Raw genomic sequence first — 23,405 nt, forward strand, 5'->3', positions numbered from 1 at the left:
CTTTTCGAGGACCAGGATAGTTTCTGGATATCCCGTCATCGCGCAACCATCCGACAACACACCAAGGCACCCCATGATCCGAGAACTGAAGACCTTCATCTGCGTGGCACAACGAGGCACTTTTGCCGCCGCCGGCCAGCAGGTCGGGCTGACCCAGTCAGCCGTCAGTGCTCAGATCAGAAGTCTCGAGGAAACACTCGGCGTCAAGCTGTTCGACCGCACAGGCCGCTCCGCCACCCTCAATTCGGCAGGCCAACGCGCCATACCAATGGCAGAAGACATCCTGCGCCTGTTCGAGCAGATGGGCGCGGCCGACAGTGCCAATGGTTTCCAGGGCTCGTTGCGCATCGGCGCCATCGGCACGGTTCAGACCGGGATCCTGCCGCAGGCACTGGTGGCCTTGAAAGCACAGGCGCCGTTCATCGAAACCCACCTGGTGCCGGGTGTTTCGTTGAACCTGCTCAGTCAGGTGGATGCAGGTGAGCTGGACCTGGCCATCATGATCAAGCCGCCCTTCTCGCTACCCAAGGATCTGCAGGCCGAAGTGATCGCGCGCGAGGCGTTCGTGCTGATCACCGCCAAGGATGTAGCAGGCGATGATCCGCTCAAGCTTCTCGCAGAACAGCCCTTCGTGCGGTATGACCGCGGATCGTTCGGCGGCCGCCTGGTCACCCAGTTTCTCAAGGAGCAAAAGATCCACGTTCGCCAAACCCTGGAATTGGATGAGCTGGATGCAATTGTAAAGATGGTACGCAGTGGGCTGGGTGTTTCGTTGGTACCCAAAGCGGGCCTGTGGCTCGAACATTCGGAGAACGTGAGAGTGCTGGAGCTGCGTGAGCTGACGTTTTTCAGAGAAATCGTGCTGGTAGCCAAGTACCGACAAAAGAATTCACCGCTGTTCAATCTGTTTCGAGACTGCGTTCTGCAGGCAGTATGAGGCTTCTGAACGCGCGATTCATCAGAATAATTGGAGCTCGGAACCGAAGATTTGCGCTTTTACTCGAGGTACTTCCGGATAAGAATTGATAAAAATCAAAACCAGTCCAAAGGAAATCACCGTGAGCCTTTCGCCCTTCCACCTTGCAATCCCCGTGTACGACCTGGCCGCCACCCGTCACTTCTACGGTGAGGTGTTCGGTCTTGCCGAAGGCCGCTCGAGCGCACAGTGGGTAGACTTCGATTTCTACGGCCATCAATTGGTCATCCATGAGCACCCCAAGACGGCTTCGCAGGAAAGTGTGCACAGCAACGCGGTGGACGGCCACAACGTACCGGTCCCGCACTTCGGCATCATTCTGGAATGGGCGCAGTGGGAGGCCCTGGCAGAGCGCTTGAGGGCGCGCGGAACCGAGTTCGTGATCGAACCCTACATCCGCTTCCAGGGCCAGGTCGGCGAGCAGGCCACCATGTTCCTGTTCGACCCCTGTGGCAATGCGCTGGAGTTCAAGGCCTTCAAGGACATGAGCCAGCTGTTTGCCAAGTGATTCAGCTGACTGTTGCTCGCAGCCGAGCAACGTTCTCATCAATACGGTTCTGGATCATGCGCAAGGTGTCTTGAGTAATGAGCTGCGGATACAGGTCCTGAGCAATAGTCGCGAACCGGCTGGCCACATCACAAATACCCTCGATCATTTTGCTTGCGGCAGCCGGGGCGAGCTCTGCTTCCTCGGCAAGCCGCAGCATTTGCGTACGTGAAATCGCCAGCGCCTCACCCATCACATCCATCTGGTGGTATCCGCCTGGTCCTTCGCAGAACGTCACGTCGTAGGCCGGCGACAATCGCCACTGACCGTCGCGCGTCATGATGTAGGCAAAGTTCTTCGGGTGATCGTCCCGGTTGTTAAACGCGACATTGAAGACCGCACGCTCGAACGCCGTTGCCATCGCTCGCACGTCGTTGGTACACATATGCGTCGCCCGCAGGAAGTTGACGTAGTCCAATACGCCCGGTGATCTATAGTCGGCCCCGGTAAAGGCTGCGAGGCTTTGCATCGGGATGCGCAGGCCACCCCGGCGGTCAAAACGCTTGCTGGCAAACGCAGCCAACCCGCCCGGCAGACCGAAGTACTGGGTCTCGGGCGTTTCGATCCCGCACATGCGCAGGCACTCGGCATAGACCATTTCAATGGCGCACACCTCCGCATGTTCGTCCTTGGCTGGAAACTTCACCAGCCAGGCCTCGAAACCCGGCATCACCGCCGTGGTGAATCCGCCCGTTGCCGGGTCGCGATGAACAAGCGCTTTGGGCCTCGCACCCTGAGGCGAGCCGCCCACCAGAAGCAGGGTCTGCAAGAACTCACCGCCGTCTCCCTGGAGCACTTCCTGCACTTCGGTTGCAAGTTGTTCCAAAGGAATATGAACATCGGACTCCTGCCCCTCGGGTACCACCGGCTCGAACGTCATGGCGCCCATCGCATTGCTACCGATGTAGGCCAGCCGTTGCAGCGTACCGATTCGCGCCGTGCCGAGCCCACGACGCCTGAACATGCGATCCATCAGCAACATGCCCCAGCCGTCTGGCAGCGCGTCGTAGACGGGTCCTGGCAGATGCCATTGGTGGTCTGGAAAATCCCGTCGCAATCGAGCACCTTTCAACGGCAGCCTGTAAGACGACAGCTCAAAGCCCTTTTCCCTGGCTTCATTGCTGTACTCGAACACGATCACCGGACGACCCGTCAGGGCAGTGGTAGACACCAGCGTGCCCCACTGCCATCGCTCGCCCCAGCCCTCGTAAAAAACGTTCACCTGCTCAGGCATTGCCAGTCTTCCTTTTAGAGCGAAGACGTTTGGCACTGTTTTCATAGCGCTGGATGTCATCGATGCTTTCCAGCCTGGGCATGAACAAGCCATCGAGCTCCTGGGCTCGACCCAATGCCATCGCCACCCTGACCAGGTTCTCGAACCCGACATTGCGTCCGGCTTCAAGGTTGGAAACGGTGTTGGTGCCTATGCCGGCGCGGGCCGCCAGATCGGCCTGGGTCATGTTCAGTGCCAGCCGCTCGGTGCGCAAGCGCCCGCAAAGGCGCTTGGCGATCTCGGCTGGCTTGTTGAAATATAAATCCAACATTGCGAAACCTCGGGGACTGTCTGGCGTAGTGACCCACATTATAGGATGGGCATGCATCCAAGGTAAAATTTAAATCCCTTATGCTGTTGGTTATATCAATTTTATCGACTTATGCCACAACTTATTGGATTTATGATTTTTCAGGTCACATACAGTCCACATGACCTCGCCTCGCACCAGCACCCTGAGCGGACCTGAGCACGTCTGTGAAACGCATTTTCTACAGCATCAGGTCGCTCCGGCATGGGCCTGGTCTCCAATGATGGCACCGTTGAACCTTCACAATCGCTTCCGAGTCGGACCATAGGGGCCAAAGTGCCCCTGTCGTCCCCTCAGGAGCTTCAGAATGACCACCCCCAATCCTCAGCCGTTACCCCAGGACGCTGTGGCGGTAACTTCCCTGCATGTTCTGACGGTCAATACCCACAAGGGCTTCAGCCCGCTGAACCGGCGCTTCGTGCTCCCCGAGTTGCGCGAGGCTGTACGCACGCTGGGCGCCGACGTGGTGTTCCTGCAGGAAGTGCTCGGGATGCATCGCTCCCATGGCCAGCGCTACGACAACTGGTCGGACGTTCCCCAATACGAATTTCTCGCCGACAGCATGTGGCCGGTGTACGCCTACGGCCGCAACGCGGTATACCCGGACGGCGACCACGGCAACGCGCTGCTGTCCAAGTTTCCGATCGTGCGCCACGAAAACCTCGATGTGAGCGTCAATGGCACCGAGGAGCGTGGCCTGCTGCATTCGGTGCTGGCCGTACCGGGGCATGGAGAGGTGCACACCATCTGCGTGCACCTGGGGCTGCGCGAAGGCCAGCGCCAGCAGCAACTGAAGTTGCTTTGCCAGTTGCTCGACAGCCTTGATCCAAAAGCTGCCGTAATCGTCGCGGGCGATTTCAACGACTGGCGCGTGCGTGCCGACGAAGCCCTGGCGAGCTGCCACATGACCGAAGTGTTCGTCGAAGCCTTCGGCAGGCATGCCAAGACGTTCCCGGCCCGGCTGCCGCTACTCAGGCTCGACCGTATCTACATTCGCAACGCGACAGCCCACCTGCCCAAGGTGCTGTCGCGCAAACCCTGGTCCCATCTTTCCGATCATGTGCCCCTCGCAGTGGAGGTTCGCCTATGAGCGAGCAATGGCGTGACAACAATGAAATCCAGCTGCTGATCAACGGTGAGGAGTTCTTCCCGGCAGTCTTCGAGGCTATCGGCCAGGCTCGAGAGGAAGTGTTGATCGAAACCTTCATCATCTATGAAGATGAAGTAGGCAAGGATTTGCAGCGGGTGCTGATCGAAGCGGCGCAACGTGGCGTGCGTGTGGAAGTGCTGGTGGACGGTTACGGCACGGCGGAGCTGAGCACGCAGTTCCTGCGCGAACTGTCCGATGCGGGCGTGAAACTGCTGGCCTTCGACCCGCAGCCGCGGGTGATGGGTGTACGCACCAACCTGTTTCGTCGGCTGCACCGCAAGATCGCGGTCGTCGATGGCGAAATCGGTTTCGTCGGTGGCATCAACTACAGCTCCGACCACCTGGCCGACTCCGGCGATCCGATGGCCAAGCAGGACTATGCCGTGCGTGTACGAGGCCCCATCGTGGCCGACCTGCACCGAGCCACCCTGGCACTGCTCGACCGCACCAGCAAGGTCGTGCGCGACCGTGCGCCATGGCGCTCGCGCAGCCCGTCGCCCGATGCCGACAGTGCCAGCGCGCGGCTGCTGCTGACCATTCGCGACAACAACGAACACACCACCGATATCGAGGACCACTACCTCAAGGCCATTCGCGGTGCGCGTGAACGGATCATCATCGCCAACGCCTACTTCTTCCCCGGCTACCGTTTTCTGCGCGAACTGCGCAACGCGGCTCGGCGCGGCGTCGACGTGACCCTGATTCTGCAGGGCATGCCCGACATGCCGCTGGTGCGCCTGTGCTCGCGCCTGCTCTACAACTATCTGCTGCGTGACGGCGTGGTCATCCGCGAGTACTGCCAGCGTCCGCTGCATGGCAAGGTCGCGGTGGTGGACCGGGAATGGTCGACCGTGGGTTCCAGCAACCTCGACCCGCTGAGCCTGTCGCTCAACCTGGAAGGCAACCTGATCATCAAGGACCGCCGTTTCAACCAGCGGCTGCACGATCACCTGCAGGAACTGGCCGAAAGCACCTGCAAGTCGATCAGCCTGCAACGGGTTCTGCGTGGGTACTGGTGGCGCGCGCCGATCATCTTCCTCACCTTCCACTTCCTGCGCCACTTTCCGGCCATGGTGGGGTTCATTCCAGCGCACTCGCCCAAGCTGGTACCGCTGATCGACGTTGAGCCGCAGCATTGCCAGGCGCCTGCCCTGGATAGCAAGGAGACGGTATGAGCACCGCGCCAGAGAATACCCAAGGGAAGTCGCCCAAATCCAGCAAGTGGGTATGGGCCAAGCGCATCATGACCGTGCTGTGCTTCATCCTGGTCCCGGTGCTGGTGTTCATGCTGGTGAAAAACCTCGACTGGCAGGAGGTCAAGCATGCGCTGAGCTCCTACAAGATGAGTACCTTGTTGATCGGTGCCGGCATCGTCGCAGCCAGCTACCTGACGTTCGCCAGCTATGACTTGCTGGCCAAGCGTTATATCGGCCACGAAGTGCCCAGTCGGCAGGTGCTGCCATTGGCCTTCGTGTGCTATGCGTTCAACCTCAACCTGGGCTCGTGGGTCGGCGGGATTGCCCTGCGTTATCGCCTGTACTCCAAGCTGGGTCTGGATGTGCCGGCCATTACCAAGATTCTCAGCCTGTGTCTGATCACCAACTGGCTGGGCTACCTGTTCGTGGCCGGTACGCTGTTCGCCATGGGCCTGCCGGCGCTTCCCGAAGGTTTCAAGATCGGCAGTACCGGGCTGCAGATCATCGGCGTAGTGATCATCCTGCTTGGGCTGGCGTACCTGGCGGCCTGCCGCTTCTCGAAGAAACGCACCTGGACGATACGCAAGCAGGAGATCCTCCTGCCGTCGTTCAAGATGGCGCTGACCCAAGCCTGTCTGGGCGCGTTGAACTGGAGCCTGATGGGCTTGCTGGTGTGGTCGTTGCTGCCCGAGAAGGTCGGCTACCCGACCATTCTGGCGATCCTGCTGATCAGCAGCATTGCCGGTGTGATCACCCATATCCCAGCCGGCCTCGGTGTGCTGGAAACCATCTTCATCACCCTGCTGCAAGGGCAATACTCCAAAGGTGCGCTACTGGCCGCATTGATCGCCTACCGGGCGCTGTATTTCCTGCTGCCGCTGGCTATTGCCTGCGTGGTGTACCTGGTGCTGGAGAAACGCACCCGAACCATCGAGAAAAACCGCGAGTCGGGCGCCAGCAGCGGCGCCGGATAGCGGTATGAGCTAACGCCTGACCAACATCGAGCGCGCGGTGTGGGTCAGGTGGTCCAGGCTGAACGGCTTGGTCAGCACTTGAGCAACAGCTTCGGGCAACTCGTCCATGGCTGCGGTCTGATCCACATAGCCGGTAATGAACAGTACCTTCAGACCCGGCTCCATCGCCCAGGCAGCATCCGCCACCTGACGACCATCGAGCCCACCCGGCAAGCCGATATCGGTGATCAACAGGTCGGCCTTCAGGCCGCCTTGCACCAGTGACAGGCCCTCTACGCCATTGGCCGCTTCCAGCACTCGATAGCCCTTCTCCCGCAACGCCTCGCCCACCATCTGCCGCAACGTTCCTTCGTCGTCGATCAAAACGATGGTTTCACCGGTGGCTTCGGTGTCTATCAGGGCTCCGGTCAGTACCGGCAGCGTCGCACCGATCTCGCCGGTGTGTCGCGGCAGGAACAGGTGCATTGCGGTGCCCTGCCCCAGTGAGGAATCGACGCGAATCTGCCCGCCCGACTGGCGTACGAAGCCGTACACCATCGACAGGCCCAGGCCGGTGCCCTGACCCAGTGGCTTGGTGGTGAAAAACGGATCGAATACCCGTGCGATGGTCTGCGGATCCATGCCCGTGCCGCTGTCGGTCACACTCAGGCACACGTACTGGCCTGGCTGCAGATCGTTCTCGGTGCGGGCTCGGGCGAACTGATGGTGATTGCGCGCGCGCAACCACAGGCTGCCGCCCCCCGGCATTGCATCACGAGCGTTGATGCAGAGGTTGAGCAGCGCGCTTTCCAACTGGTTGGCGTCGACGCGCACCCACCAGACATCGTCGTCGCCCTGGGCACTGAACTCGATGCTCGGGCCCAGCGTCTGGCGTACCAGGTCTTCGAGGTCGGCGATCAGGGCCTTGGGCCCGACAGCCCGTGGCGCCAGGGTTTGACGACGCGAGAACGCCAGCAGCCGATGAGTCAGGGTGGCGGCCCGGGCCGAGGCCCCCTGTGCAGCGTCGATGTAACGCTTGAGCTCGCCGATGCGGCCCTGTTCGACACGTTGGCGCAGCAGTTCCAGGCTGGCACTGATGCCGGTCAGCAGGTTGTTGAAGTCGTGGGCAAGCCCGCCGGTCAACTGCCCGACCGCTTCCATCTTGAGGCTGTGGCGCAGTTGCTCTTCGACCTGCTGCAGCATCAGCGCACGCTCGCGCTCTTCGGTCACGTCGCGGCCTACGGAGTGGAACGAGTCTTCGGCAGGCACCGCTGCCCAGGCGATCCAACGGTAGCTGCCGTCGCTGTGGCGCAGGCGGCAGGTCATGTCATGCAGCCGCTCGCTGCGAAACAGCGGCACCATCGCGATCGCTACCGCTTCATGATCGTCGGGGTGGATCAGGTCGATGGCGTGCCGGCCAACCAGGTCCTCGGCGCTCCAGCCCAGCACCCGCGACCAGGCCGGATTGATGGCTGTGATTTCGAGCCTGCGGCTGGCCACCAACATGATGTCGGATGAAAGGTCCCAGAACCGGTTACGTTCGGCCGTACGCGCCACCGCTTCGCGCTCGAAGCCTTCGGCTGCCTGCTCGGCCCTGTCCCTGGCCTGCAATGTTGCAGTGGTTTCGATGACCGTGTCGAGCATGCCCACGATGGTGCCATGTTCGTCGCGTACAGGGCTGTAGCAGAAGGTGAAATACGCCTGCTCGGCTCTGCCGTTGCGCTGGATGACCAGCGGGAAGTCCTCGATGAAAGTCGCTTCGCCCTGGAAGGCGCGCGTCATTATCGGCTCGATGTCGTCCCACACTTCGTTCCAGACGATGTGCATCGGCACCCCGAGCGCCGGCGGCTTGCCCGCCAGCAAGGGCTCGAACGCATCGTTGTACAGGGTGATGCGCTCGTCCCCCCAGGCCAGACAGCCGGGGAACCGCGATGCCAGCAGCATATCGACGGCAATGCGCAACACGGCAGGCCAACTGTGGATCGGCCCCAGCGGCGTCGCGGCCCAGTCGTGGCAGCGTACTTTCTCGCTCATGCCCTCTCGGGAAAAGGGAAACGGGTGGGTCATGTTCAACTCGGGCAGTGGATCGCACAGCAACGATAGCATCCGCGCGATTCTTCGGCGACCCACCTGCGCCCAGCGCTGTCAGGCAAAACCGGTCACCACGTGTGGCACGTAGGGGCCTTCGAGCCGCGCCGTTTCCTCTTCGCTCAACGACAGTTGCAGTGCAGCCAGGGCATCGTCCAACTGCACGGCCTTGGAAGCACCGACGATGGGCGCCGACACGCCGCGCTTGTTCAACACCCACGCCAGCGCCACCTGCGCCATGGGCACGCCGCGTTCCTTGGCGATCTGCTCGACCACGTCGATCACCTTGCCATCCTCGACCTCGGTGGCGGCATAGAACGACTGCCCGGAAATGTCGGTGCGGGTGCGTTCGGTCTGCATCCCGTGCGGGCGCGTCAGCCGGCCGCGGGCCATCGGGCTCCAGGGCATCAGCCCGACGCCCTGATCCAGGCACAGGGGAATCATTTCGCGCTCTTCTTCGCGATAGATGAGGTTGAGGTAGTTCTGCATCGAGACGAACCGGCTCCAACCGTTGCTGGCCGCGACCTGCTGGGCCTTGGCGAATTGCCAGGCGTACATCGACGAGGCCCCGATGTAGCGCACCTTGCCTGCTTTCACCACGTCGTGCAGGGCTTCCATGGTTTCTTCGATCGGCGTGTGATAGTCCCAGCGATGAATCTGATACAGGTCGACATAGTCGGTGCCCAACCGCTGCAGGCTGGCATCGATACTGGCCATGATCGCCTTGCGCGACAGGCCCTGCTCATTGGGCTTTTTCGAGCCTTCCCACATGTTGGCCGGGAAGAACACCTTGGTGGCGATCACGGTTTCCTCGCGCCGGGTGAACTCCTTGAGCAATTTGCCGACGATGACTTCGGAAGTGCCGGCCGAGTAACTGTTGGCCGTGTCGAAGAAGTTGATGCCCTGCTCCACCGCATGCTTGATGATCGGCCGACTGGCATCCTCGCCCAAGGTCCAGGGGTGGGTGCCGGCATCGGGCTCGCCGAAGGTCATGCAGCCCAGGCACAGGCGGGAGATGTCCAGGCCGGTGTTGCCCAGCTTGACGTAGTTCATGGAGAGGCTCCTGCGGAGGACCGCGCGACATGCCGGTCCGATGCCTTTACCTTAGCGCCCACTCCTATCGGACATAACCCCCAGGCATCGCACCTGAGCTATGCAGAAATTCACAAGCGTGGCAGCACTGCCATGCAGTGCCGCACGAATTCGCTGACCGCCTGGATGCGTGGCGTTGCGCGCACGTCTTCGTGGAACGCTATCCAGACCTCGATGTTCAAGGTGGCCGCTTCAGGGTCGACCCGTTGCAGGCCATGTTCGGCGGCAATGAACGCCGGCAGGCAGACGATACCCGCGGCGCCGGCGGCAGCCAGTGCCTGCACGCGCAGGTCGTTGCTGCACAGCACGAATTCGCCGTCCTCGGCCTGCTCGACCAGCCAGCGATGCTGAAGGGATTTGGCTTGCGAAGCGTCGTAGCCAATGAAACGCGGCTTCGCTGACTGCGCCAGGTAGGCAGGGCTGGCGTACAGCGCATAGTCCAGGTGCCCGAGCAGACTCGCCACCAATGTCGACTCCAGCGGCCGGGCCAGGCTGACGGCGACGTCTGCCTCCCGGCGCGCCAGCGAGGTGCGCGATTTGGTGCCCACCAGGCGCAGCGACAACGCCGGATGCTGCGCCAGCAGGGTACCGGCGTGGGGCGCAATCAGGCTGCCCAGCAATACGGGCGGTGCCGACAGCACCACTTCGCCCTGCACGTCCGGCTGATCGGCGCCCGCGTAATGCTCAAGGGCGAACGAAGAGGTGCTCATCTGCTCGGCGAACTCGGCAATCCGTAACCCTTGGTGGGTCAGCACGTAGGCACGCGAGCGGCGATCGACCAGCTTGAGGTTGAGCGCGGTTTCCAGTGACGCAATGCGCCGCGCCACGGTGGCATGGTCCACCGCCAGCGCCCTGGCCGCCGCCGTCAACGAGCCCGCCCGCACGAAGGCCGCAAAGTGCCTCAGATCTTCCCAATCGAACATGGATACCTCGCCTGTGATCAGGCCATGATACCCCCACCCCCCTTCAAAACGCGCAAATGCCCTGTAGGAGCGGTCCGCGGCCGCGAACCAGACGCCACGGAGCATCAGGCAAACTACGGGGCCCTTTTCGCGGCCGATGACCGCTCCCACAGGGAACACAAGCTACGTCACCGCGCAGTCATCTGGATACTTCGTTGACCTTGAACAACCACTCGAATGCCTGCGGCAGCGTGGGTGTTGCCACATCGATCGGATTCGCGGCGATCTGGTCGGTCGTGCGCTGGAAGAGATCCCTGACCCCCGGCAGCACCGCGACCGGCATGTCAGCGGCACGCAACTGCCGCTCAGCTTCTTCGACTTCCTTCAAGCGACGCGGCGCATGCAGTACATGGGTGCGGATCAGGGCACCGAGAAAATCGCGCAGGCTTGCCTGATCGATGTCGCTCAAAGCGTCGTGCAACTTGTCACTGACGCCTTGCTTCTCCGCGACCATGAAACATTCGATAGTCAGGGCTTCCAAGCCTTTGGTGAATACGCTTCTGAGGATCTTCAGGGCCGCCGCATCACCGGCTGCGCCGTGCTCCACTGGTTTGAGCGGCGCGCCGGCGAAGGCGAACAACGTCAGGGCGCGCTCGATACCAGTGCCGGCGCCCAGCAAGTTGGTTTTTTCGTGCGTCAGCGCAATCGCACCGAGGATGGCCACATCGACATAACTCACATCGAATTCTGCGGCACGTTGCGCCGCCGTCCTGATCAATGCGGGATCGGCAGTGGTCATGTCCACATATAAAGCGTCCTTGGCCATATGCGCGAGCGCCTGCTCGGCGACGGACAGCGACACCGTACCAAACACGCACGATACCAGTACGTCACAGCTTGGCGCGATATCTGCAACCGATGTACAGATATCGCTGCCTGCCTGCGCAGCGAAGGCCGCCGCAGCAGCGGACGGCTTCAGATCGCACAAAACGACTTCGTGCCCAGCTGCCGCCCAGGGTCTTGCATAGGTCAGTCCGACTTCGCCTGCACCGATAATTCCGATTTTCATGCTGTATCTCCTGCAATCAGTGAGCGGCGTAGGCGCCCTTGTAAGTGCCTGCGGCGATCTGCGCCATCATTTCCGCTTCCTTTTGTTCGGTCGCATGACAGGCGCTCAACAGCTCGGCCGCGCGCGATGCGGCGAAGGCGACGATGCCATCGTGGTCACCGACGACGAAGTCGCCCGGCGACACGATCATCCCATCGATGCTCACTGGAACGTTTATCTCACCAGGTCCGTTCTTGTAGGGGCCCAGATGAATGCCGGCCCTCGCGAACATCGGAAACATACCCTTGCCAATGGTTGCCAGATCGCGAATCGCGCCGTCAATCACCACACCCGCCGCGCCACGTTTTTCAGCAATCGCCGCCATGATGTCGCCCATCAATGCACGGCTGACATCGCCGCCGCCATCGACCACCAGTACGTGGCCAGGTTCGAGCAGTTCAAGGGCCTGATGAATGGCTCGGTTATCGCCATTGGCTACTTTTACCGTCAAAGCGATACCAGCCATGGTCCCTTCGATCTTGTGAAAGGGGCGCAACGCTGCGCCCGGCAAACGATCCAGACAGTCACTGATGATCGAAGTGGAGGTGCGGGCAAATGCGGTTACCAGTTCGTCACGTTCGGATGAGGCGAGTACGGCAGTCATAGACAGTTCTCCGATGGCAGATAACACCAGCATAAACAGGCTATGAAATAGAAAAAGCGATATTATTCAATATCCAATCATTCTATTAAGGAATGGACATGATCACCCTGCGCCAATTGCTTGCTTTCCACGGATAGAGCGGCTCGGAACTTTCGAGCGCGCTGCAGAGCACCTGAGCACCACTCAGTCCGCCATATCCAAACGCGTTCAGGAACTCGAGGCGTCGACCGGCATGCAGCTGTTCGACCGTTCGCAACGCGGCGCCCGGTTGACCAGCGCTGGCGAGGAACTGTTAGTGATAGCGCGGGAAATGCTCGGGCTCGCCGAGCGCATCGACTCCCTCAAGGACGGTACCCAAGTGGTGAAGCGCCGGCTCAGGTTGGGTGTGACCGAACTGACCGCATGGACTTGGCTGCCGCGATTGGTGACGCGGCTGGTAACCGATTATCCGGGACTCATTATCGAGCCAGAGGTCGACATGAGCCGCAACCTCCATGAAAAGCTCATGGACGACATGATCGACCTGATCATCATTCCCGACACCTTTACCGCGCCGGAAGTGACCTCTGTCGCCTTGGGCGAGGTCGAGAATGCCTGGATGGCCGCACCGGGCCTGATAGGCCACGATGAGGTGCTGGACCTCGCGGAACTGGCGAAATACCCAATGCTGGTTCAAGGCAAGAAATCGGGCTCGGGACTGTTCGTGAACAAATGGCTGCGTACCTTGGGCGTCGACCTGCCCAAGACGCTGTCCTCGGACAGTCTGACCGCCATGCTCGGACTGACAGCCGCAGGCTTGGGTGTGACTTATCTGCCGTTGGAATGCTTTCGGCCATTGGTGGACGAGGGCAAACTTAACATCATCCGCACAACCCCCACATTACCCCCAGTGCCCTACAAGGCGATGTATCGAAACGATCGCCCTTCAGCGTTCATGACCGAGGTGTCGGGGCTGGCAGTAGAGCTGTGCGACTTCACTCGCCAGTTGCAACGATGAGCCCGGGGCACCGTGCATTCGGCGCCCCATTGCGTATTACCAGGATCAACGCAACGTTGTCATTGCGCGGCGGGCTCGACCTGATCAGCCGGTTCGGCAATGGTCAGCACGAAGGCCAGGGCCGCCAGCGAGCAGATCCCCAGGAAAATGAAGACCGCTGTCCAACTGTAGCTGTCCAGCAGAAAGCCGGTGACCAGGGGTGCTATTGCTCCGCCCGCCTGCCCTGCGCTGTTGACCAACGAGGCCGCAACCGGGTAAGTGGAGCGGCTGGTCAGGCCCATGGAATAGACCGAAAACGACGAGTAACCGATGTTCAGCAGGAAGCCCGTGCCGAACAACAGCAAGCTTACTGCCAACAGCCCGTTGGGCGCATAAACCAAGGCCACCATCATCACGCAAGTGGCCACCGCGCTGATCATCATGGTGGGCTTGCGACGACGGTCCAGAATCCGGTCCGAGAACCAGCCGCCGACGATGTTACCCAGTACTCCACCGGCAAACGGCAGTGCGGCGATGAAGCCAACCTGCATCAGTTCGAAGTGCTTCACTTCGCTCAGGTACTTGGGTAGCCAGGCCAGCAGCACATTGACCACGCCTGTCATCAGCAAATAACCCAGGCCACAGCCCCAGATGTTCCAGGAGGCAAATACCGATTTAGAGGAAGCCAGGGGTGCCACTCGCTGGTAGCGCAGCACTTTGTCCAACGCGCCGAAATCTCGCTGACGGCGCTTGGGCCCGCTCTCGGCCGGGGTCTGATCTTCGATATGATCGGCTTCGGCACCGTTGACCCGCTTGCAGGCACGGGGATCGTTTGGCACTACCCACCACCAGATCAATGCCAGCAGCAGGCCGGGGATGGCGAAGACGATGAACATGGTGCGCCAGTCGTAAAGCATGATGATGGCGGCGCCCACGGGTGGGGCTATGACGGCGCCCATCTTGGCGGCAGAAAGGAATGCGCCCGTGGCCAAGCCCTTCTCACCCGCTGGAAACCAGCGATTGATGGTGCTGAGCATGGACAGCGGGAGTGCGGCTTCGGCGATGCCCAAGGCGGACCGATAGAGCTTGATCATGCCGAAGTTATGCGCGGTTCCGATCAACAGGGTGACGATCGACGTCAGCGTGATCGACACCGGCGCGACGAGCCGCACGCCAAACCGGCTAATGATGAAGCCTGCCGGAATCTGACCCAGTGAATAGAACAGGAAAAACGCACTGACGAGCATGCCAGCCTGCGCGTTGCTGGCGCCAAATTCCTTCTGAATATACGGCAGAGCGATGCCGATATTAGCGCGATCGGCAGCGGCCAGCATGTACACCACGACGATCACCGACAGCACTATCCAGCGATACTTCGACCTGGCCGACCGAGCGGCGGCCTCGGTGTGGGCTAATTCGACCATGAGCGTTCCTTTATTATGTTTGTTCGATGGTCAATCTTGGCCAGCTGCGCGAAATAGAAAAAGCGATAAATAAGCACATTCATTCATTCTCTATTGGCATGACACGGCGCACAAACGTGCCCGCGTCGTTCACGCCGATGCACCGCCAACCGTGCTTCCCGACAACAACGCGAGGTTGAATCCGATCACCTGCGCCACGCGCGCCGAGCATGGTTGGCTTTTCAGCCGGGTTCTATCCCCAGTTCTACGGGCAGTCAGACGAGACCGCCCGTGCCACAAAAAAACACTTGCCGAAGCTCGTTCTTGGTATACCATAATACCAGATACAAACCCTCCAAGAAGGAAACAGGCATGAGCTTCGAGATCCGCAAAATCGTCACTTACTCCGAAGAGACTCTCATCGAAGGCGGCAAGGCCACCGACAGTCCCGTGACCATGGTTGGCCTCGCGGTGGTCATGAAGAACCCGTGGCTGGGCCGCGGCTTCGTCGATGACCTGAAACCGGAGATCAAGGCCAACTGTTCGGACCTCGGAGCCCTGATGGTCGAGCGCCTGGTGGCCAGCATCGGTGGCGCGGACAAGATCGAGGCCTACGGCAAGGCGGCGGTGGTCGGTGCCGACGGCGAAATCGAGCACGCTTCGGCCGTCATCCACACCCTGCGCTTCGGCAACCATTACCGCGAGGCGGTGCAAGCCAAGAGCTACCTGAGCTTCACCAACAAGCGCGGCGGCCCTGGCACCTCGATCCAGATCCCGATGATGCACAAGGACGACGAAGGCCTGCGCTCCCACTACGTCACCCTGGAAATGCAGATCGAGGATTCGCCGCGCGCCGACGAGATCGTCGTCGTCCTGGGCTGCGCCAACGGCGGGCGTCTGCACCCGCGGATCGGCAACCGTTACATCGACCTGGAAGAGCTGGCTGCCGAAAAGGCCCAGTGACCCACTTGACTCAGGAGCGCTCCATGATTCGGCTTACCGCTGAACGCACTGCGGCCGGTACCAGTTACCTGGCCGCGGGTGACGGCCCGCCCGTGGTGTTCATCCATGGAGTGGGCTTGAACAAGGAAATGTGGGGAGGCCAGTTCGTCGGGCTGCTGCCGCACTATCGGGTCATCGCCTACGACATGCTCGGACATGGCGCCAGTGCGTTGCCTGCACCTGGCACCGCGTTGCTCGGTTATGCCGACCAATTGCTCGAACTGCTGGACCACTTGCAGGTGCCCGCAGCGACGGTCATCGGTTTTTCCATGGGCGGGCTGGTGGCACGGGCGTTCGCCCTGCACTACCCCGAACGCCTGCAGGCCCTGGTGGTGCTCAACAGCGTGTTCAACCGCAGTGCGGAACAGCGCGCGGGAGTGATAGCACGCACCGGGCAGGCTGCCGAGCATGGCCCGAACGCGAACGCCGAGGCGGCGTTGTCGCGCTGGTTCAGCCGCGAGTATCAGGCGGCCAACCCGGCGCAGATCGCCGCGCTGCGCGAGACCCTGGCCAGCAATGATCCTCAGGGCTACTTGACCACCTATGAGCTGTTTGCCACCCAGGACATGTACCGCGCCGATGACCTCGGCAGCATCGCGGCGCCGGCGCTGATCGCCACGGGTGAGCTCGACCCGGGCTCCACGCCACAGATGGCCCGGGAAATGGCCGAGCGCATTCCCCACGCCGAGGTAGCGATACTCCACGAGCAAAGGCATATGATGCCGGTGGAATCACCCCGGCTGGTCAACCAGATGTTGTTGGATTTTCTCACCCGGGCCCAGCGCCTGGACAACCAGGCACAGGGGATCGTCGCATGACCCTTTCACGCTTTCAGATGTGCATCGACGGCCAGTGGGTCGATGCGCTGTCCGGCAAGACCTTCGAGAGTCACAACCCGGCCCTGGCCCAACCCTGGGCGCTGTTGCCCGACGCCGACGAGGCCGACGTCGACCGCGCCGTGCAGGCCGCACAGCGGGCGTTCGAGGCGCCGGCATGGCGCGGGCTTACCGCCACCGCCCGGGGCAAGCTGCTGCGCCGACTGGGCGACCTGATCGGCGAGAACAAGGAAGCGCTGGCTCAGCTCGAAAGCCGTGACAACGGCAAGCTGATCCGCGAAACCCGCGGCCAGGTGGGCTACCTGCCCGAATTTTTCCACTACACCGCAGGCCTGGCAGACAAGCTGGAGGGCGGCACACTGCCGCTCGACAAGCCTGACCTGTTCGCCTACACGGTGCACGAACCGATCGGCGTGGTGGCCGGGATCATTCCCTGGAACAGCCCGCTGTACCTGACGGCGATCAAGCTGGCGCCGGCCCTGGCGGCCGGCAACACCATCGTTCTCAAGCCCTCAGAGCATGCCAGCGCCACCTTGCTGGAATTGGCGCGCCTGGCTCTGGAAGCCGGCATTCCGCCGGGCGTGGTCAACGTCGTCACCGGCTACGGCCCGAGCACCGGCGCTGCCCTCACCCGCCACCCGTTGGTGCGCAAGATCGCCTTCACCGGCGGTGCCGCCACCGCGCGCCATGTGGTACGCAGCAGCGCCGAAAACTTCGCCAAGCTGTCCCTGGAGCTGGGCGGCAAGTCGCCGAACATCATTTTCGCCGATGCCGACCTGGACAGCGCCATCAACGGCGTGGTGGCCGGCATCTACGCCGCCTCGGGGCAGAGCTGCGTGGCCGGCTCGCGCCTGCTGGTGCAGGACGAGATCTACGACGAGTTCGTCGAGCGTCTGGTCGAGCGCGCCAAGCGCATCAAGATCGGCAACCCCCAGGACGAAGCCAGCGAAATGGGCCCTATGGCCACCGCCCAGCAATTGGCCGTGGTCGAAAGCCTGGTCGCGCAGGCGCTGGAAGAAGGCGCTACCCTGCGCATGGGCGGTCAGCGCGCACAGACCGACAGCGACGGTTGGTACTACCAGCCGACCCTGTTCGAATGCGACAACCACTCCATGAAGATCATGCAGGAGGAAGTCTTCGGTCCGGTGGCGTCGGTCATCCGCTTCTCCACCGAAGCAGAAGCGCTGGCCATGGCCAACGACTCCCAGTTCGGCCTCGCCGCCGGCATCTGGACCCGCGACCTGGGCCGTGCCCACCGCCTGGCCCGTGACGTGCGTTCCGGTATCATCTGGGTCAACACCTACCGCGCGGTATCGGCCATGGCGCCGATCGGCGGCTTCAAGAACAGTGGCTATGGCCGCGAGAGCGGCATTGATTCGGTACTGGCCTACACAGAACTCAAGACGGTATGGATCAACCTGTCCCAGGCCCCCATGCCCGACCCATTCGTGATGCGTTGAGGTAATTTGAAATGATCGAACCCGGCATCTACAAAGAAGTGATGGCTTCGTTCCCATCCGGCGTGACGGTGGTTACCACGCTGGACCCGGAAGGCGGCATCGTCGGCATCACTGCCAGTGCATTCAGTGCGCTGTCGATCGACCCGGCGCTGGTATTGTTCTGCCCCAACTACGAGTCGGACACCTACCCTATCCTGCGTGACAGCAAGCGCTTCGCGATTCACTTGCTGTCTGCAGACCAGCAGGCGGAGGCCTACGCCTTTGCCAGCAAGGGCAAGGACAAGGCGCGGGCCATCGCCTGGCACCTCAGCGAGCTGGGCAACCCGCTGCTGGAGAAAGCCACGGCCATCATCGAGTGCGAACTGTGGCGCGAGTACGACGGTGGCGATCACGCGATCATCGTCGGTGCAGTGAAGAACCTGATCCTGCCCAGCGAGCCGTTGACGCCCATGCTTTACCACCGCGGCAAACTGGGTGCATTGCCGACCCTGGGATGATCGACCTGCGCTGACCCATCCGGCCAGCCGCACCTGGGCATCTGGCCTGTCGCCGTTGGGCAGCAAGGCCGGGTGGCGTGCTAGACTCGCCGCTGTTTTTTTGCCTTTTCAACAGAGCGGACCCGATGAAACGCCTGCCCCTCGACGACAGCTTCAAGGTCAATCGCAACCCCGTCACCCTGCGCGAAATCGTGCTCGACAAGTTGCGCAGCGCCATCATGAACTTCCAGCTCCTGCCGGGCGATCGCCTGGTCGAGCGTGATCTGTGCGAGCGCCTGGGCGTGAGCCGTACCTCGGTGCGCGAGGCGCTGCGACACCTGGAATCCGAAGGCCTGGTGGAATTCGCCGACGCCAAGGGTCCACGCGTGGCCATCATCACCCTGGAAGACGCTCGCGACATCTATGAGCTGCGTTGCGTGCTCGAAGGCCTGATCGTCCAGCTGTTCACCCTCAATGCCAAGGCCCGGGACATCCGCGCCCTGGAAAAAGCGTTGGCGGTCAACCGCAAGGCGCTCGAAGAGCGTGCATTGTCCGACGTCCTGAGCTCGGTCCAGGGTTTCTACGACGTGCTCTTCGAAGGCTCGGGCAATCAGGTCGCCGCTACCCAGTTGCGCCAGTTGCAGGCCCGCATCAGCTACCTGCGCGCCACCTCGGTGTCGCAGGAAAACCGCCGCGGCGTCAGTAGCGACGAAATGGAACGTATCGTCACCGCGATCAAGAGCGGCGATCCGATGGCGGCGCACCAAGCGTCCGTCGATCACGTCCGCGCCGCTGCGAAGGTGGCCCTGGAATCATTGCGTCAGCAGCGCAACGACGACCACAAGGTGCGCGACATCGCCGCGCCCATAGCCCTCAACGAACCGCGCATCGGACGCTGACCGCCATGGCCACTCCACGGTTTTGCCCCCAATGCGGTGCCTGCGGTCTGAGCCTAGGAATCCCTGCGGGCGATACCCATGAGCGGACCTTTTGCTCCGGTTGCGGCCACATCCATTACGTCAATCCGAAGGTTATTACCGGCTGCATCGTCGAAACCGACGGCAAGTACCTGCTGTGCCAGCGCGCGATCCCGCCGCGCCCCGGCACCTGGACGCTGCCCGCAGGCTTCATGGAAAGCGGAGAAACCACCGAGGAAGGCGCCCTGCGCGAGCTGTGGGAAGAAGCCGGAGTGCGCGCCGAAATCCTCTCGCCGTACTCGATCTTCAGCGTCCCGCGGATCAGCGAGGTGTACATCATCTTTCGCGCGATGGCCCTGGAGATCACCGACGAATTCGGCCCGGAAACTTCCGCACGGCAGTTCTTCGCGCCGCAGGACATACCCTGGGACAGCATCTACTACCCCGCCATCCGGCAGATCCTGGAACGCTACATCCAGGAGCGTGCGACCGGTACCTACGGCATCTACATGGGTAACGACGATACCGGCCGCATCCACTTCATGCGCTAGCCGGCGACCGCCTCGCAACCTTCGACGATGATCACTTCGGCCTTCGCGGCGCCCGCACGCAGGGCGGCTGCTTCCTGGTATTCCCTGGACTCGTAACAGGCTTGCGCCTGGGCGTACGAATCGAACTCGATCACCACGCTGCGCTGCGGCGTGGCCCTGCCTTCCATGGCTTGCGAACGCCCCCCACGGGCCAGCAGGCGACCCCCGAACTGGGCGAAAACCGCCGGCGCGCGCTGGGTGTAAAGCACGTACTGCGCAGGATCGGTAACGTCTACATGAGCAATCCAATAAGCCTTCATTTTCACCTCGACAGGGGGTAATGTACGTATTATGGTATACCACGATTAGGCCAGTTATCCCAGACCAGTCATCCCAGAGAGTGCAGGCATGGCGTTCAACAGCATCGAAGAAATCATCGAGGACTTTCGTCAAGGCAAGATGGTCTTGTTGGTGGACGACGAAGACCGCGAAAACGAAGGTGACCTGCTGCTCGCCGCCGACTGCTGCACGGCCGAGGCCATCAGTTTCATGGCCCGCGAAGCACGCGGATTGATCTGCCTCACCCTCACCGAAGAACGCTGCCAGCGGCTGGGGCTGGAGCAGATGGTACCCAGCAACGGCAGCGGGTTCGGCACCGCGTTCACGGTTTCCATCGAAGCCGCCAGCGGGGTCACCACCGGTATCTCCGCCGCCGATCGGGCGCGCACCGTTGCCGCCGCAGTGGCGCCTCAGGCGGTTGCCGCCGACCTGGTGCAACCGGGCCACATCTTTCCCCTGCGCGCCCGCGAAGGCGGTGTACTGACCCGCGCCGGGCATACCGAAGCCGGCTGCGACCTGGCGCGGCTGGCCGGCTTCACCCCTGCCGCGGTGATCGTCGAAGTCATGAAAGACGACGGCACCATGGCGCGTCGTCCGGACCTGGAGCTGTTCGCTGCCCGTCACGGCATCAAGATCGGCAGCATCGCCGACCTCATCCACTACCGCTTGAGCACCGAGCACACGGTGACGCGCATGGGCGAGCGCGAGCTGCCTACCGTGCACGGCACGTTCCGCCTGGTCAGCTATGAAGACCGCATCCAGGGTGGCGTGCACATGGCCATGGTAATGGGCGACATCCGCCGCGAAGATCCGACTCTTGTGCGGGTGCACGTCATCGACCCGCTGCGCGACCTGGTCGGCGCCGAGTACACAGGTCCCGCCAACTGGACGCTGTGGGCGGCGCTGCAGAAAGTCGCCGAGCACGGTGCGGGCGTGGTGGTGGTGCTGGCCAATCACGAGTCTTCCCAGGCCCTGCTCGAGCGGGTACCGCACCTGACCCAGCCGGTGCGCCCTTATTCGCGTACGCAGACACGCATCTACTCGGAAGTCGGTACCGGCGCGCAGATCCTGCAAGACCTGGGCGTCGGCAAACTGCGTCACCTGGGCCCGCCGCTCAAGTACGCAGGTCTCACGGGCTACGACCTCGAAGTGGTCGAAAGCATCGCATTCCAGGCACCCGGACCGGATGCATCCGCCATGGACGGCAACGGCATCTGAAACAAACGATCGTCCAGGTCGCCACGACCTGACTGCTCCCGATACGCGGGTGTGGAAACAGCCCGCTCAAACAATGACAAATGAGGGCGTACAAGATGGTATTCAAAAAACGTGCGATAGCGGTGTTGGCCGCAGCGACGCTGGCGTTCACGGCAGGCACTGCCGTGGCAGCCGAGACGCTGAGCTTCGTCAGCTGGGGCGGCACCACCCAGGACGCGCAGAAGTCGTCGTGGGCCGATCCGTTCAGCAAGAGCAGCGGCACCGCGGTGGTCATGGATGGACCCACCGACTACGGCAAGCTCAAGGCCATGGTCGAGAGCGGCAACGTGCAGTGGGACGTGGTCGACGTGGAAGCCGATTTCGCCTTGCGTGCGGCCAGCGAAGGCCTGCTCGAACCCATGGACTTCAAGGTCATCGACCGCACCAAGCTGGACCCGCGCTTCGTCTCCGACTACGGCGTGGGTTCGTTCTACTTCTCCTTCGTGCTGGGCTTCAACGAAGGCAAGGTCGGCGCCGGCAAACCCCAGGACTGGACTGCACTGTTCGACACCAAGGCCTATCCCGGCAAACGCGCACTGTACAAGTGGCCCAGCCCAGGCGTGTTGGAGATCGCCCTGCTGGCCGACGGCGTCGCTGCCGACAAGCTCTATCCACTGGACCTCGACCGCGCTTTCAAGAAGCTCGATTCGATCAAGAAGGACATCGTCTGGTGGGGCGGCGGCGCCCAGTCCCAGCAACTGCTGGCCTCGGGCGAAGTCACCATGGGTCAGTTCTGGAACGGTCGGGTCTACGCCCTGCAACAGGATGGCGCTCCGGTGGGCGTGAGCTGGAAGCAGAACCTGGCGATGGCCGACTTCCTCGTCGTGCCCAAGGGCTCGAAAAACAAGGAGGCAGCCATGCGCTTCGTGGCCAACGCCACCGGTGCCAAGGGCCAGGCCGATTTCTCCAATCTGACGGCCTACGCCCCGGTCAACACTGAAAGCGTGCAGCGCCTGGATTCGGTCCTGGCGCCCAACCTGTCGACCGCGCACGTTGACGACCAGATCACTCTGGACTTCGCCTACTGGGCCAAGAATGGCCCCTCTATCGCGACACGGTGGAACGAATGGCTGGTCAAGTGAAGCTGTCCTCGCCCTCCGCCCTCGGCAGCACCGGGGGCGCCGCCGGCGGCCCTGGTGCGCTGCGTGCCGCCCAGCCGCGCCCGAGCCTGATCCAGCGCTGGCGCGGGTCGAGCAACCTGATCCCGGCGCTGGTGTTCCTCGGCCTGTTCTTCTTCGCCCCGCTCATTGGCCTGCTGCTGCGCGGCGTGCTGGAGCCGACACCGGGGCTGGACAACTACCGCGAACTGTTCGCCAACTCGGCGTATGCGCGGGTGTTGTTCAACACCTTTTCGGTGGCCGGGCTGGTGACTCTGTTCAGCGTATTGCTGGGCTTTCCACTGGCTTGGGTGATCACCCTGGTGCCACGCGGCTGGGGCCGCTGGATCTTCAGCATCGTGCTGCTGTCGATGTGGACCAGCCTGCTGGCGCGCACCTACTCCTGGCTGGTGCTGCTGCAGGCGTCGGGGGTGGTCAACAAGCTGCTCATGGCCCTGGGCATCATCGACCAGCCATTGGAGATGGTGCACAACCTGACCGGGGTGGTGATCGGCATGAGCTACATCATGATTCCGTTCATCGTTCTGCCGCTGCAGGCCACCATGCAGGCCATCGACCCGATGGTGCTGCAGGCCGGTGCCATCTGCGGCGCCAGTCCGTGGACCAACTTCTTCCGGGTATTCCTGCCGTTGTGCCGCTCGGGACTGTTCTCCGGCGCCTTGATGGTGTTCGTCATGTCGCTGGGCTATTACGTCACTCCGGCGCTGTTGGGTGGCGCGCAGAACATGATGCTGCCCGAGTTCATCGTGCAACAGGTGCAATCCTTCCTCAACTGGGGGCTGGCGAGCGCTGCTGCCGCACTGTTGGTGCTGATCACCCTGGTGCTGTTCTATTTCTATCTGAAGCTGCAACCGGAATCCCCGGTCGGCTCCAGCAATTCGAGGTAAGTCAT

24 protein-coding genes and 1 pseudogene are annotated in these 23,405 nt (G+C 62.1%); 16 read left to right on the forward strand and 9 right to left on the reverse strand.

What is annotated here, in order from left to right:
* The first annotated feature begins 73 nt into the window (after positions 1-73).
* Positions 74-937 carry a LysR family transcriptional regulator gene (locus IFT76_RS18500; RefSeq protein WP_192059715.1) on the forward strand — a complete coding sequence of 288 codons (864 nt, stop codon included), beginning with the start codon at positions 74-76 and terminating at the stop codon, positions 935-937.
* A gap of 121 nt (positions 938-1,058) precedes the next feature.
* Positions 1,059-1,484 carry a VOC family protein gene (locus IFT76_RS18505; RefSeq protein WP_122477711.1) on the forward strand — a complete coding sequence of 142 codons (426 nt, stop codon included), beginning with the start codon at positions 1,059-1,061 and terminating at the stop codon, positions 1,482-1,484.
* Position 1,485: 1 nt separating this feature from the next.
* Here the strand turns inward: IFT76_RS18505 and IFT76_RS18510 are convergent, their stop codons facing one another.
* Positions 1,486-2,757: a type II toxin-antitoxin system HipA family toxin gene (locus tag IFT76_RS18510; protein WP_122477709.1), complete on the reverse strand. Its 1,272-nt coding sequence runs from the start codon at positions 2,755-2,757 to the stop codon at positions 1,486-1,488.
* The gene (locus tag IFT76_RS18515) at positions 2,750-3,067 is read right to left on the reverse strand and encodes a helix-turn-helix domain-containing protein (protein ID WP_122477707.1); all 318 of its coding nucleotides are present in this window, start codon (positions 3,065-3,067) and stop codon (positions 2,750-2,752) included. The genes IFT76_RS18510 and IFT76_RS18515 overlap by 8 nt, the downstream gene beginning before the upstream one ends.
* Before the next feature lie 346 nt (positions 3,068-3,413).
* Between IFT76_RS18515 and IFT76_RS18520 the strand changes: the two genes are divergently transcribed.
* The 3 genes from IFT76_RS18520 to IFT76_RS18530 are packed head-to-tail and all read left to right on the forward strand — an operon-like array spanning position 3,414 to position 6,426.
* Entirely contained in the window at positions 3,414-4,196 is a 783-nt protein-coding gene (locus IFT76_RS18520) for an endonuclease/exonuclease/phosphatase family protein (protein ID WP_192059717.1), read from the forward strand.
* Entirely contained in the window at positions 4,193-5,431 is a 1,239-nt protein-coding gene (gene clsB, locus IFT76_RS18525; protein ID WP_192059719.1) for a cardiolipin synthase ClsB, read from the forward strand. Before IFT76_RS18520 ends, clsB begins: the two co-directional genes overlap by 4 nt.
* Complete coding sequence (locus IFT76_RS18530) at positions 5,428-6,426, forward strand: lysylphosphatidylglycerol synthase domain-containing protein (protein WP_192059720.1); 999 nt, start codon at positions 5,428-5,430, stop codon at positions 6,424-6,426. The genes clsB and IFT76_RS18530 overlap by 4 nt, the downstream gene beginning before the upstream one ends.
* A 9-nt stretch (positions 6,427-6,435) precedes the next feature.
* On the opposite strand, the gene IFT76_RS18535 is transcribed toward IFT76_RS18530, so the two are convergent.
* The 5 genes from IFT76_RS18535 to IFT76_RS18555 form a co-directional block, all read right to left on the reverse strand.
* Positions 6,436-8,511 carry a hybrid sensor histidine kinase/response regulator gene (locus IFT76_RS18535; protein WP_244647976.1) on the reverse strand — a complete coding sequence of 692 codons (2,076 nt, stop codon included), beginning with the start codon at positions 8,509-8,511 and terminating at the stop codon, positions 6,436-6,438.
* Positions 8,512-8,550: 39 nt separating this feature from the next.
* Positions 8,551-9,546, reverse strand: a complete 996-nt coding sequence (locus tag IFT76_RS18540; RefSeq protein WP_192059722.1) for an aldo/keto reductase — start codon at positions 9,544-9,546, stop codon at positions 8,551-8,553.
* A gap of 110 nt (positions 9,547-9,656) precedes the next feature.
* On the reverse strand, positions 9,657-10,508 hold the full coding sequence (locus tag IFT76_RS18545; RefSeq protein ID WP_192059724.1) for a LysR family transcriptional regulator: 852 nt from the start codon (positions 10,506-10,508) through the stop codon (positions 9,657-9,659).
* 178 nt (positions 10,509-10,686) lie between these two features.
* Positions 10,687-11,556: an NAD(P)-binding domain-containing protein gene (locus IFT76_RS18550; RefSeq protein WP_192059726.1), complete on the reverse strand. Its 870-nt coding sequence runs from the start codon at positions 11,554-11,556 to the stop codon at positions 10,687-10,689.
* A 16-nt stretch (positions 11,557-11,572) separates the two neighbouring features.
* Positions 11,573-12,199 carry an RraA family protein gene (locus tag IFT76_RS18555; RefSeq protein ID WP_192059728.1) on the reverse strand — a complete coding sequence of 209 codons (627 nt, stop codon included), beginning with the start codon at positions 12,197-12,199 and terminating at the stop codon, positions 11,573-11,575.
* Positions 12,200-12,371: 172 nt separating this feature from the next.
* Here IFT76_RS18555 and IFT76_RS21090 point away from each other — a divergent pair.
* Positions 12,372-12,425, forward strand: a pseudogene (locus IFT76_RS21090) (hypothetical protein); the annotation flags it as partial.
* Between the two features lie 6 nt (positions 12,426-12,431).
* Positions 12,432-13,196: a LysR family transcriptional regulator gene (locus tag IFT76_RS18560; protein ID WP_244647977.1), complete on the forward strand. Its 765-nt coding sequence runs from the start codon at positions 12,432-12,434 to the stop codon at positions 13,194-13,196.
* Between the two features lie 59 nt (positions 13,197-13,255).
* On the opposite strand, the gene IFT76_RS18565 is transcribed toward IFT76_RS18560, so the two are convergent.
* Positions 13,256-14,599, reverse strand: coding sequence for an MFS transporter (locus tag IFT76_RS18565; RefSeq protein ID WP_185793183.1), 1,344 nt, complete (start codon positions 14,597-14,599; stop codon positions 13,256-13,258).
* Positions 14,600-14,950: 351 nt separating this feature from the next.
* On the opposite strand from IFT76_RS18565, the gene IFT76_RS18570 reads away from it, so the two are divergent.
* The 6 genes from IFT76_RS18570 (at position 14,951) to IFT76_RS18595 (ending at position 19,820) form a co-directional block, all read left to right on the forward strand.
* The gene (locus tag IFT76_RS18570; protein WP_192055351.1) at positions 14,951-15,541 is read left to right on the forward strand and encodes an amino acid synthesis family protein; all 591 of its coding nucleotides are present in this window, start codon (positions 14,951-14,953) and stop codon (positions 15,539-15,541) included.
* A 23-nt stretch (positions 15,542-15,564) separates the two neighbouring features.
* A complete protein-coding gene (locus IFT76_RS18575) occupies positions 15,565-16,398 on the forward strand; it encodes an alpha/beta fold hydrolase (RefSeq protein ID WP_122477695.1) in 834 nt (277 codons plus the stop codon).
* The gene (locus tag IFT76_RS18580; protein WP_122477694.1) at positions 16,395-17,876 is read left to right on the forward strand and encodes an aldehyde dehydrogenase; all 1,482 of its coding nucleotides are present in this window, start codon (positions 16,395-16,397) and stop codon (positions 17,874-17,876) included. Before IFT76_RS18575 ends, IFT76_RS18580 begins: the two co-directional genes overlap by 4 nt.
* Positions 17,877-17,887: 11 nt before the next feature.
* Positions 17,888-18,373, forward strand: coding sequence for a flavin reductase family protein (locus tag IFT76_RS18585; protein WP_185793181.1), 486 nt, complete (start codon positions 17,888-17,890; stop codon positions 18,371-18,373).
* 125 nt (positions 18,374-18,498) lie between these two features.
* Positions 18,499-19,251: a GntR family transcriptional regulator gene (locus IFT76_RS18590; RefSeq protein WP_122477690.1), complete on the forward strand. Its 753-nt coding sequence runs from the start codon at positions 18,499-18,501 to the stop codon at positions 19,249-19,251.
* 5 nt (positions 19,252-19,256) lie between these two features.
* Positions 19,257-19,820: an NUDIX hydrolase gene (locus IFT76_RS18595; protein WP_192059730.1), complete on the forward strand. Its 564-nt coding sequence runs from the start codon at positions 19,257-19,259 to the stop codon at positions 19,818-19,820.
* On the opposite strand, the gene IFT76_RS18600 is transcribed toward IFT76_RS18595, so the two are convergent.
* On the reverse strand, positions 19,817-20,119 hold the full coding sequence (locus IFT76_RS18600; protein WP_122477686.1) for a DUF1330 domain-containing protein: 303 nt from the start codon (positions 20,117-20,119) through the stop codon (positions 19,817-19,819). The two genes, IFT76_RS18595 and IFT76_RS18600, sit on opposite strands and share 4 nt — an antisense overlap.
* Positions 20,120-20,207: 88 nt before the next feature.
* On the opposite strand from IFT76_RS18600, the gene ribBA reads away from it, so the two are divergent.
* The 3 genes from ribBA to IFT76_RS18615 all read left to right on the forward strand — a co-directional run bounded on the left by ribBA (position 20,208) and on the right by IFT76_RS18615 (position 23,400).
* Positions 20,208-21,356, forward strand: coding sequence for a bifunctional 3,4-dihydroxy-2-butanone-4-phosphate synthase/GTP cyclohydrolase II (gene ribBA, locus IFT76_RS18605; protein ID WP_122477684.1), 1,149 nt, complete (start codon positions 20,208-20,210; stop codon positions 21,354-21,356).
* Positions 21,357-21,451: 95 nt separating this feature from the next.
* Positions 21,452-22,477: an ABC transporter substrate-binding protein gene (locus IFT76_RS18610; RefSeq protein WP_192059732.1), complete on the forward strand. Its 1,026-nt coding sequence runs from the start codon at positions 21,452-21,454 to the stop codon at positions 22,475-22,477.
* Complete coding sequence (locus IFT76_RS18615) at positions 22,462-23,400, forward strand: ABC transporter permease (protein WP_122477681.1); 939 nt, start codon at positions 22,462-22,464, stop codon at positions 23,398-23,400. The genes IFT76_RS18610 and IFT76_RS18615 overlap by 16 nt, the downstream gene beginning before the upstream one ends.
* Positions 23,401-23,405: the final 5 nt, after the last annotated feature.

It is taken from the genome of Pseudomonas sp. CFBP 13727 (genome assembly GCF_014841915.1).
Classification (GTDB): domain Bacteria; phylum Pseudomonadota; class Gammaproteobacteria; order Pseudomonadales; family Pseudomonadaceae; genus Aquipseudomonas; species Aquipseudomonas baltica.

What these genes read in the sequence shown, in the direction of transcription:
- IFT76_RS18510 (WP_122477709.1), bottom strand. Translation starts at nt 2,757, where the DNA reads ATGCCTGAGCAGGTGAACGTTTTTTACGAGGGCTGGGGCGAGCGATGG.
- IFT76_RS18590 (WP_122477690.1), top strand. Translation starts at nt 18,499, where the DNA reads ATGAAACGCCTGCCCCTCGACGACAGCTTCAAGGTCAATCGCAACCCC.
- IFT76_RS18500 (WP_192059715.1), top strand. Translation starts at nt 74, where the DNA reads ATGATCCGAGAACTGAAGACCTTCATCTGCGTGGCACAACGAGGCACT.
- IFT76_RS18600 (WP_122477686.1), bottom strand. Translation starts at nt 20,119, where the DNA reads ATGAAGGCTTATTGGATTGCTCATGTAGACGTTACCGATCCTGCGCAG.
- IFT76_RS18565 (WP_185793183.1), bottom strand. Translation starts at nt 14,599, where the DNA reads ATGGTCGAATTAGCCCACACCGAGGCCGCCGCTCGGTCGGCCAGGTCG.
- IFT76_RS18555 (WP_192059728.1), bottom strand. Translation starts at nt 12,199, where the DNA reads ATGACTGCCGTACTCGCCTCATCCGAACGTGACGAACTGGTAACCGCA.
- IFT76_RS18575 (WP_122477695.1), top strand. Translation starts at nt 15,565, where the DNA reads ATGATTCGGCTTACCGCTGAACGCACTGCGGCCGGTACCAGTTACCTG.
- IFT76_RS18550 (WP_192059726.1), bottom strand. Translation starts at nt 11,556, where the DNA reads ATGAAAATCGGAATTATCGGTGCAGGCGAAGTCGGACTGACCTATGCA.
- IFT76_RS18580 (WP_122477694.1), top strand. Translation starts at nt 16,395, where the DNA reads ATGACCCTTTCACGCTTTCAGATGTGCATCGACGGCCAGTGGGTCGAT.
- ribBA (WP_122477684.1), top strand. Translation starts at nt 20,208, where the DNA reads ATGGCGTTCAACAGCATCGAAGAAATCATCGAGGACTTTCGTCAAGGC.
- IFT76_RS18535 (WP_244647976.1), bottom strand. Translation starts at nt 8,511, where the DNA reads ATGCTATCGTTGCTGTGCGATCCACTGCCCGAGTTGAACATGACCCAC.
- clsB (WP_192059719.1), top strand. Translation starts at nt 4,193, where the DNA reads ATGAGCGAGCAATGGCGTGACAACAATGAAATCCAGCTGCTGATCAAC.
- IFT76_RS18595 (WP_192059730.1), top strand. Translation starts at nt 19,257, where the DNA reads ATGGCCACTCCACGGTTTTGCCCCCAATGCGGTGCCTGCGGTCTGAGC.
- IFT76_RS18585 (WP_185793181.1), top strand. Translation starts at nt 17,888, where the DNA reads ATGATCGAACCCGGCATCTACAAAGAAGTGATGGCTTCGTTCCCATCC.
- IFT76_RS18540 (WP_192059722.1), bottom strand. Translation starts at nt 9,546, where the DNA reads ATGAACTACGTCAAGCTGGGCAACACCGGCCTGGACATCTCCCGCCTG.
- IFT76_RS18545 (WP_192059724.1), bottom strand. Translation starts at nt 10,508, where the DNA reads ATGTTCGATTGGGAAGATCTGAGGCACTTTGCGGCCTTCGTGCGGGCG.
- IFT76_RS18560 (WP_244647977.1), top strand. Translation starts at nt 12,432, where the DNA reads ATGCAGCTGTTCGACCGTTCGCAACGCGGCGCCCGGTTGACCAGCGCT.
- IFT76_RS18570 (WP_192055351.1), top strand. Translation starts at nt 14,951, where the DNA reads ATGAGCTTCGAGATCCGCAAAATCGTCACTTACTCCGAAGAGACTCTC.
- IFT76_RS18530 (WP_192059720.1), top strand. Translation starts at nt 5,428, where the DNA reads ATGAGCACCGCGCCAGAGAATACCCAAGGGAAGTCGCCCAAATCCAGC.
- IFT76_RS18615 (WP_122477681.1), top strand. Translation starts at nt 22,462, where the DNA reads ATGGCTGGTCAAGTGAAGCTGTCCTCGCCCTCCGCCCTCGGCAGCACC.
- IFT76_RS18610 (WP_192059732.1), top strand. Translation starts at nt 21,452, where the DNA reads ATGGTATTCAAAAAACGTGCGATAGCGGTGTTGGCCGCAGCGACGCTG.
- IFT76_RS18520 (WP_192059717.1), top strand. Translation starts at nt 3,414, where the DNA reads ATGACCACCCCCAATCCTCAGCCGTTACCCCAGGACGCTGTGGCGGTA.
- IFT76_RS18515 (WP_122477707.1), bottom strand. Translation starts at nt 3,067, where the DNA reads ATGTTGGATTTATATTTCAACAAGCCAGCCGAGATCGCCAAGCGCCTT.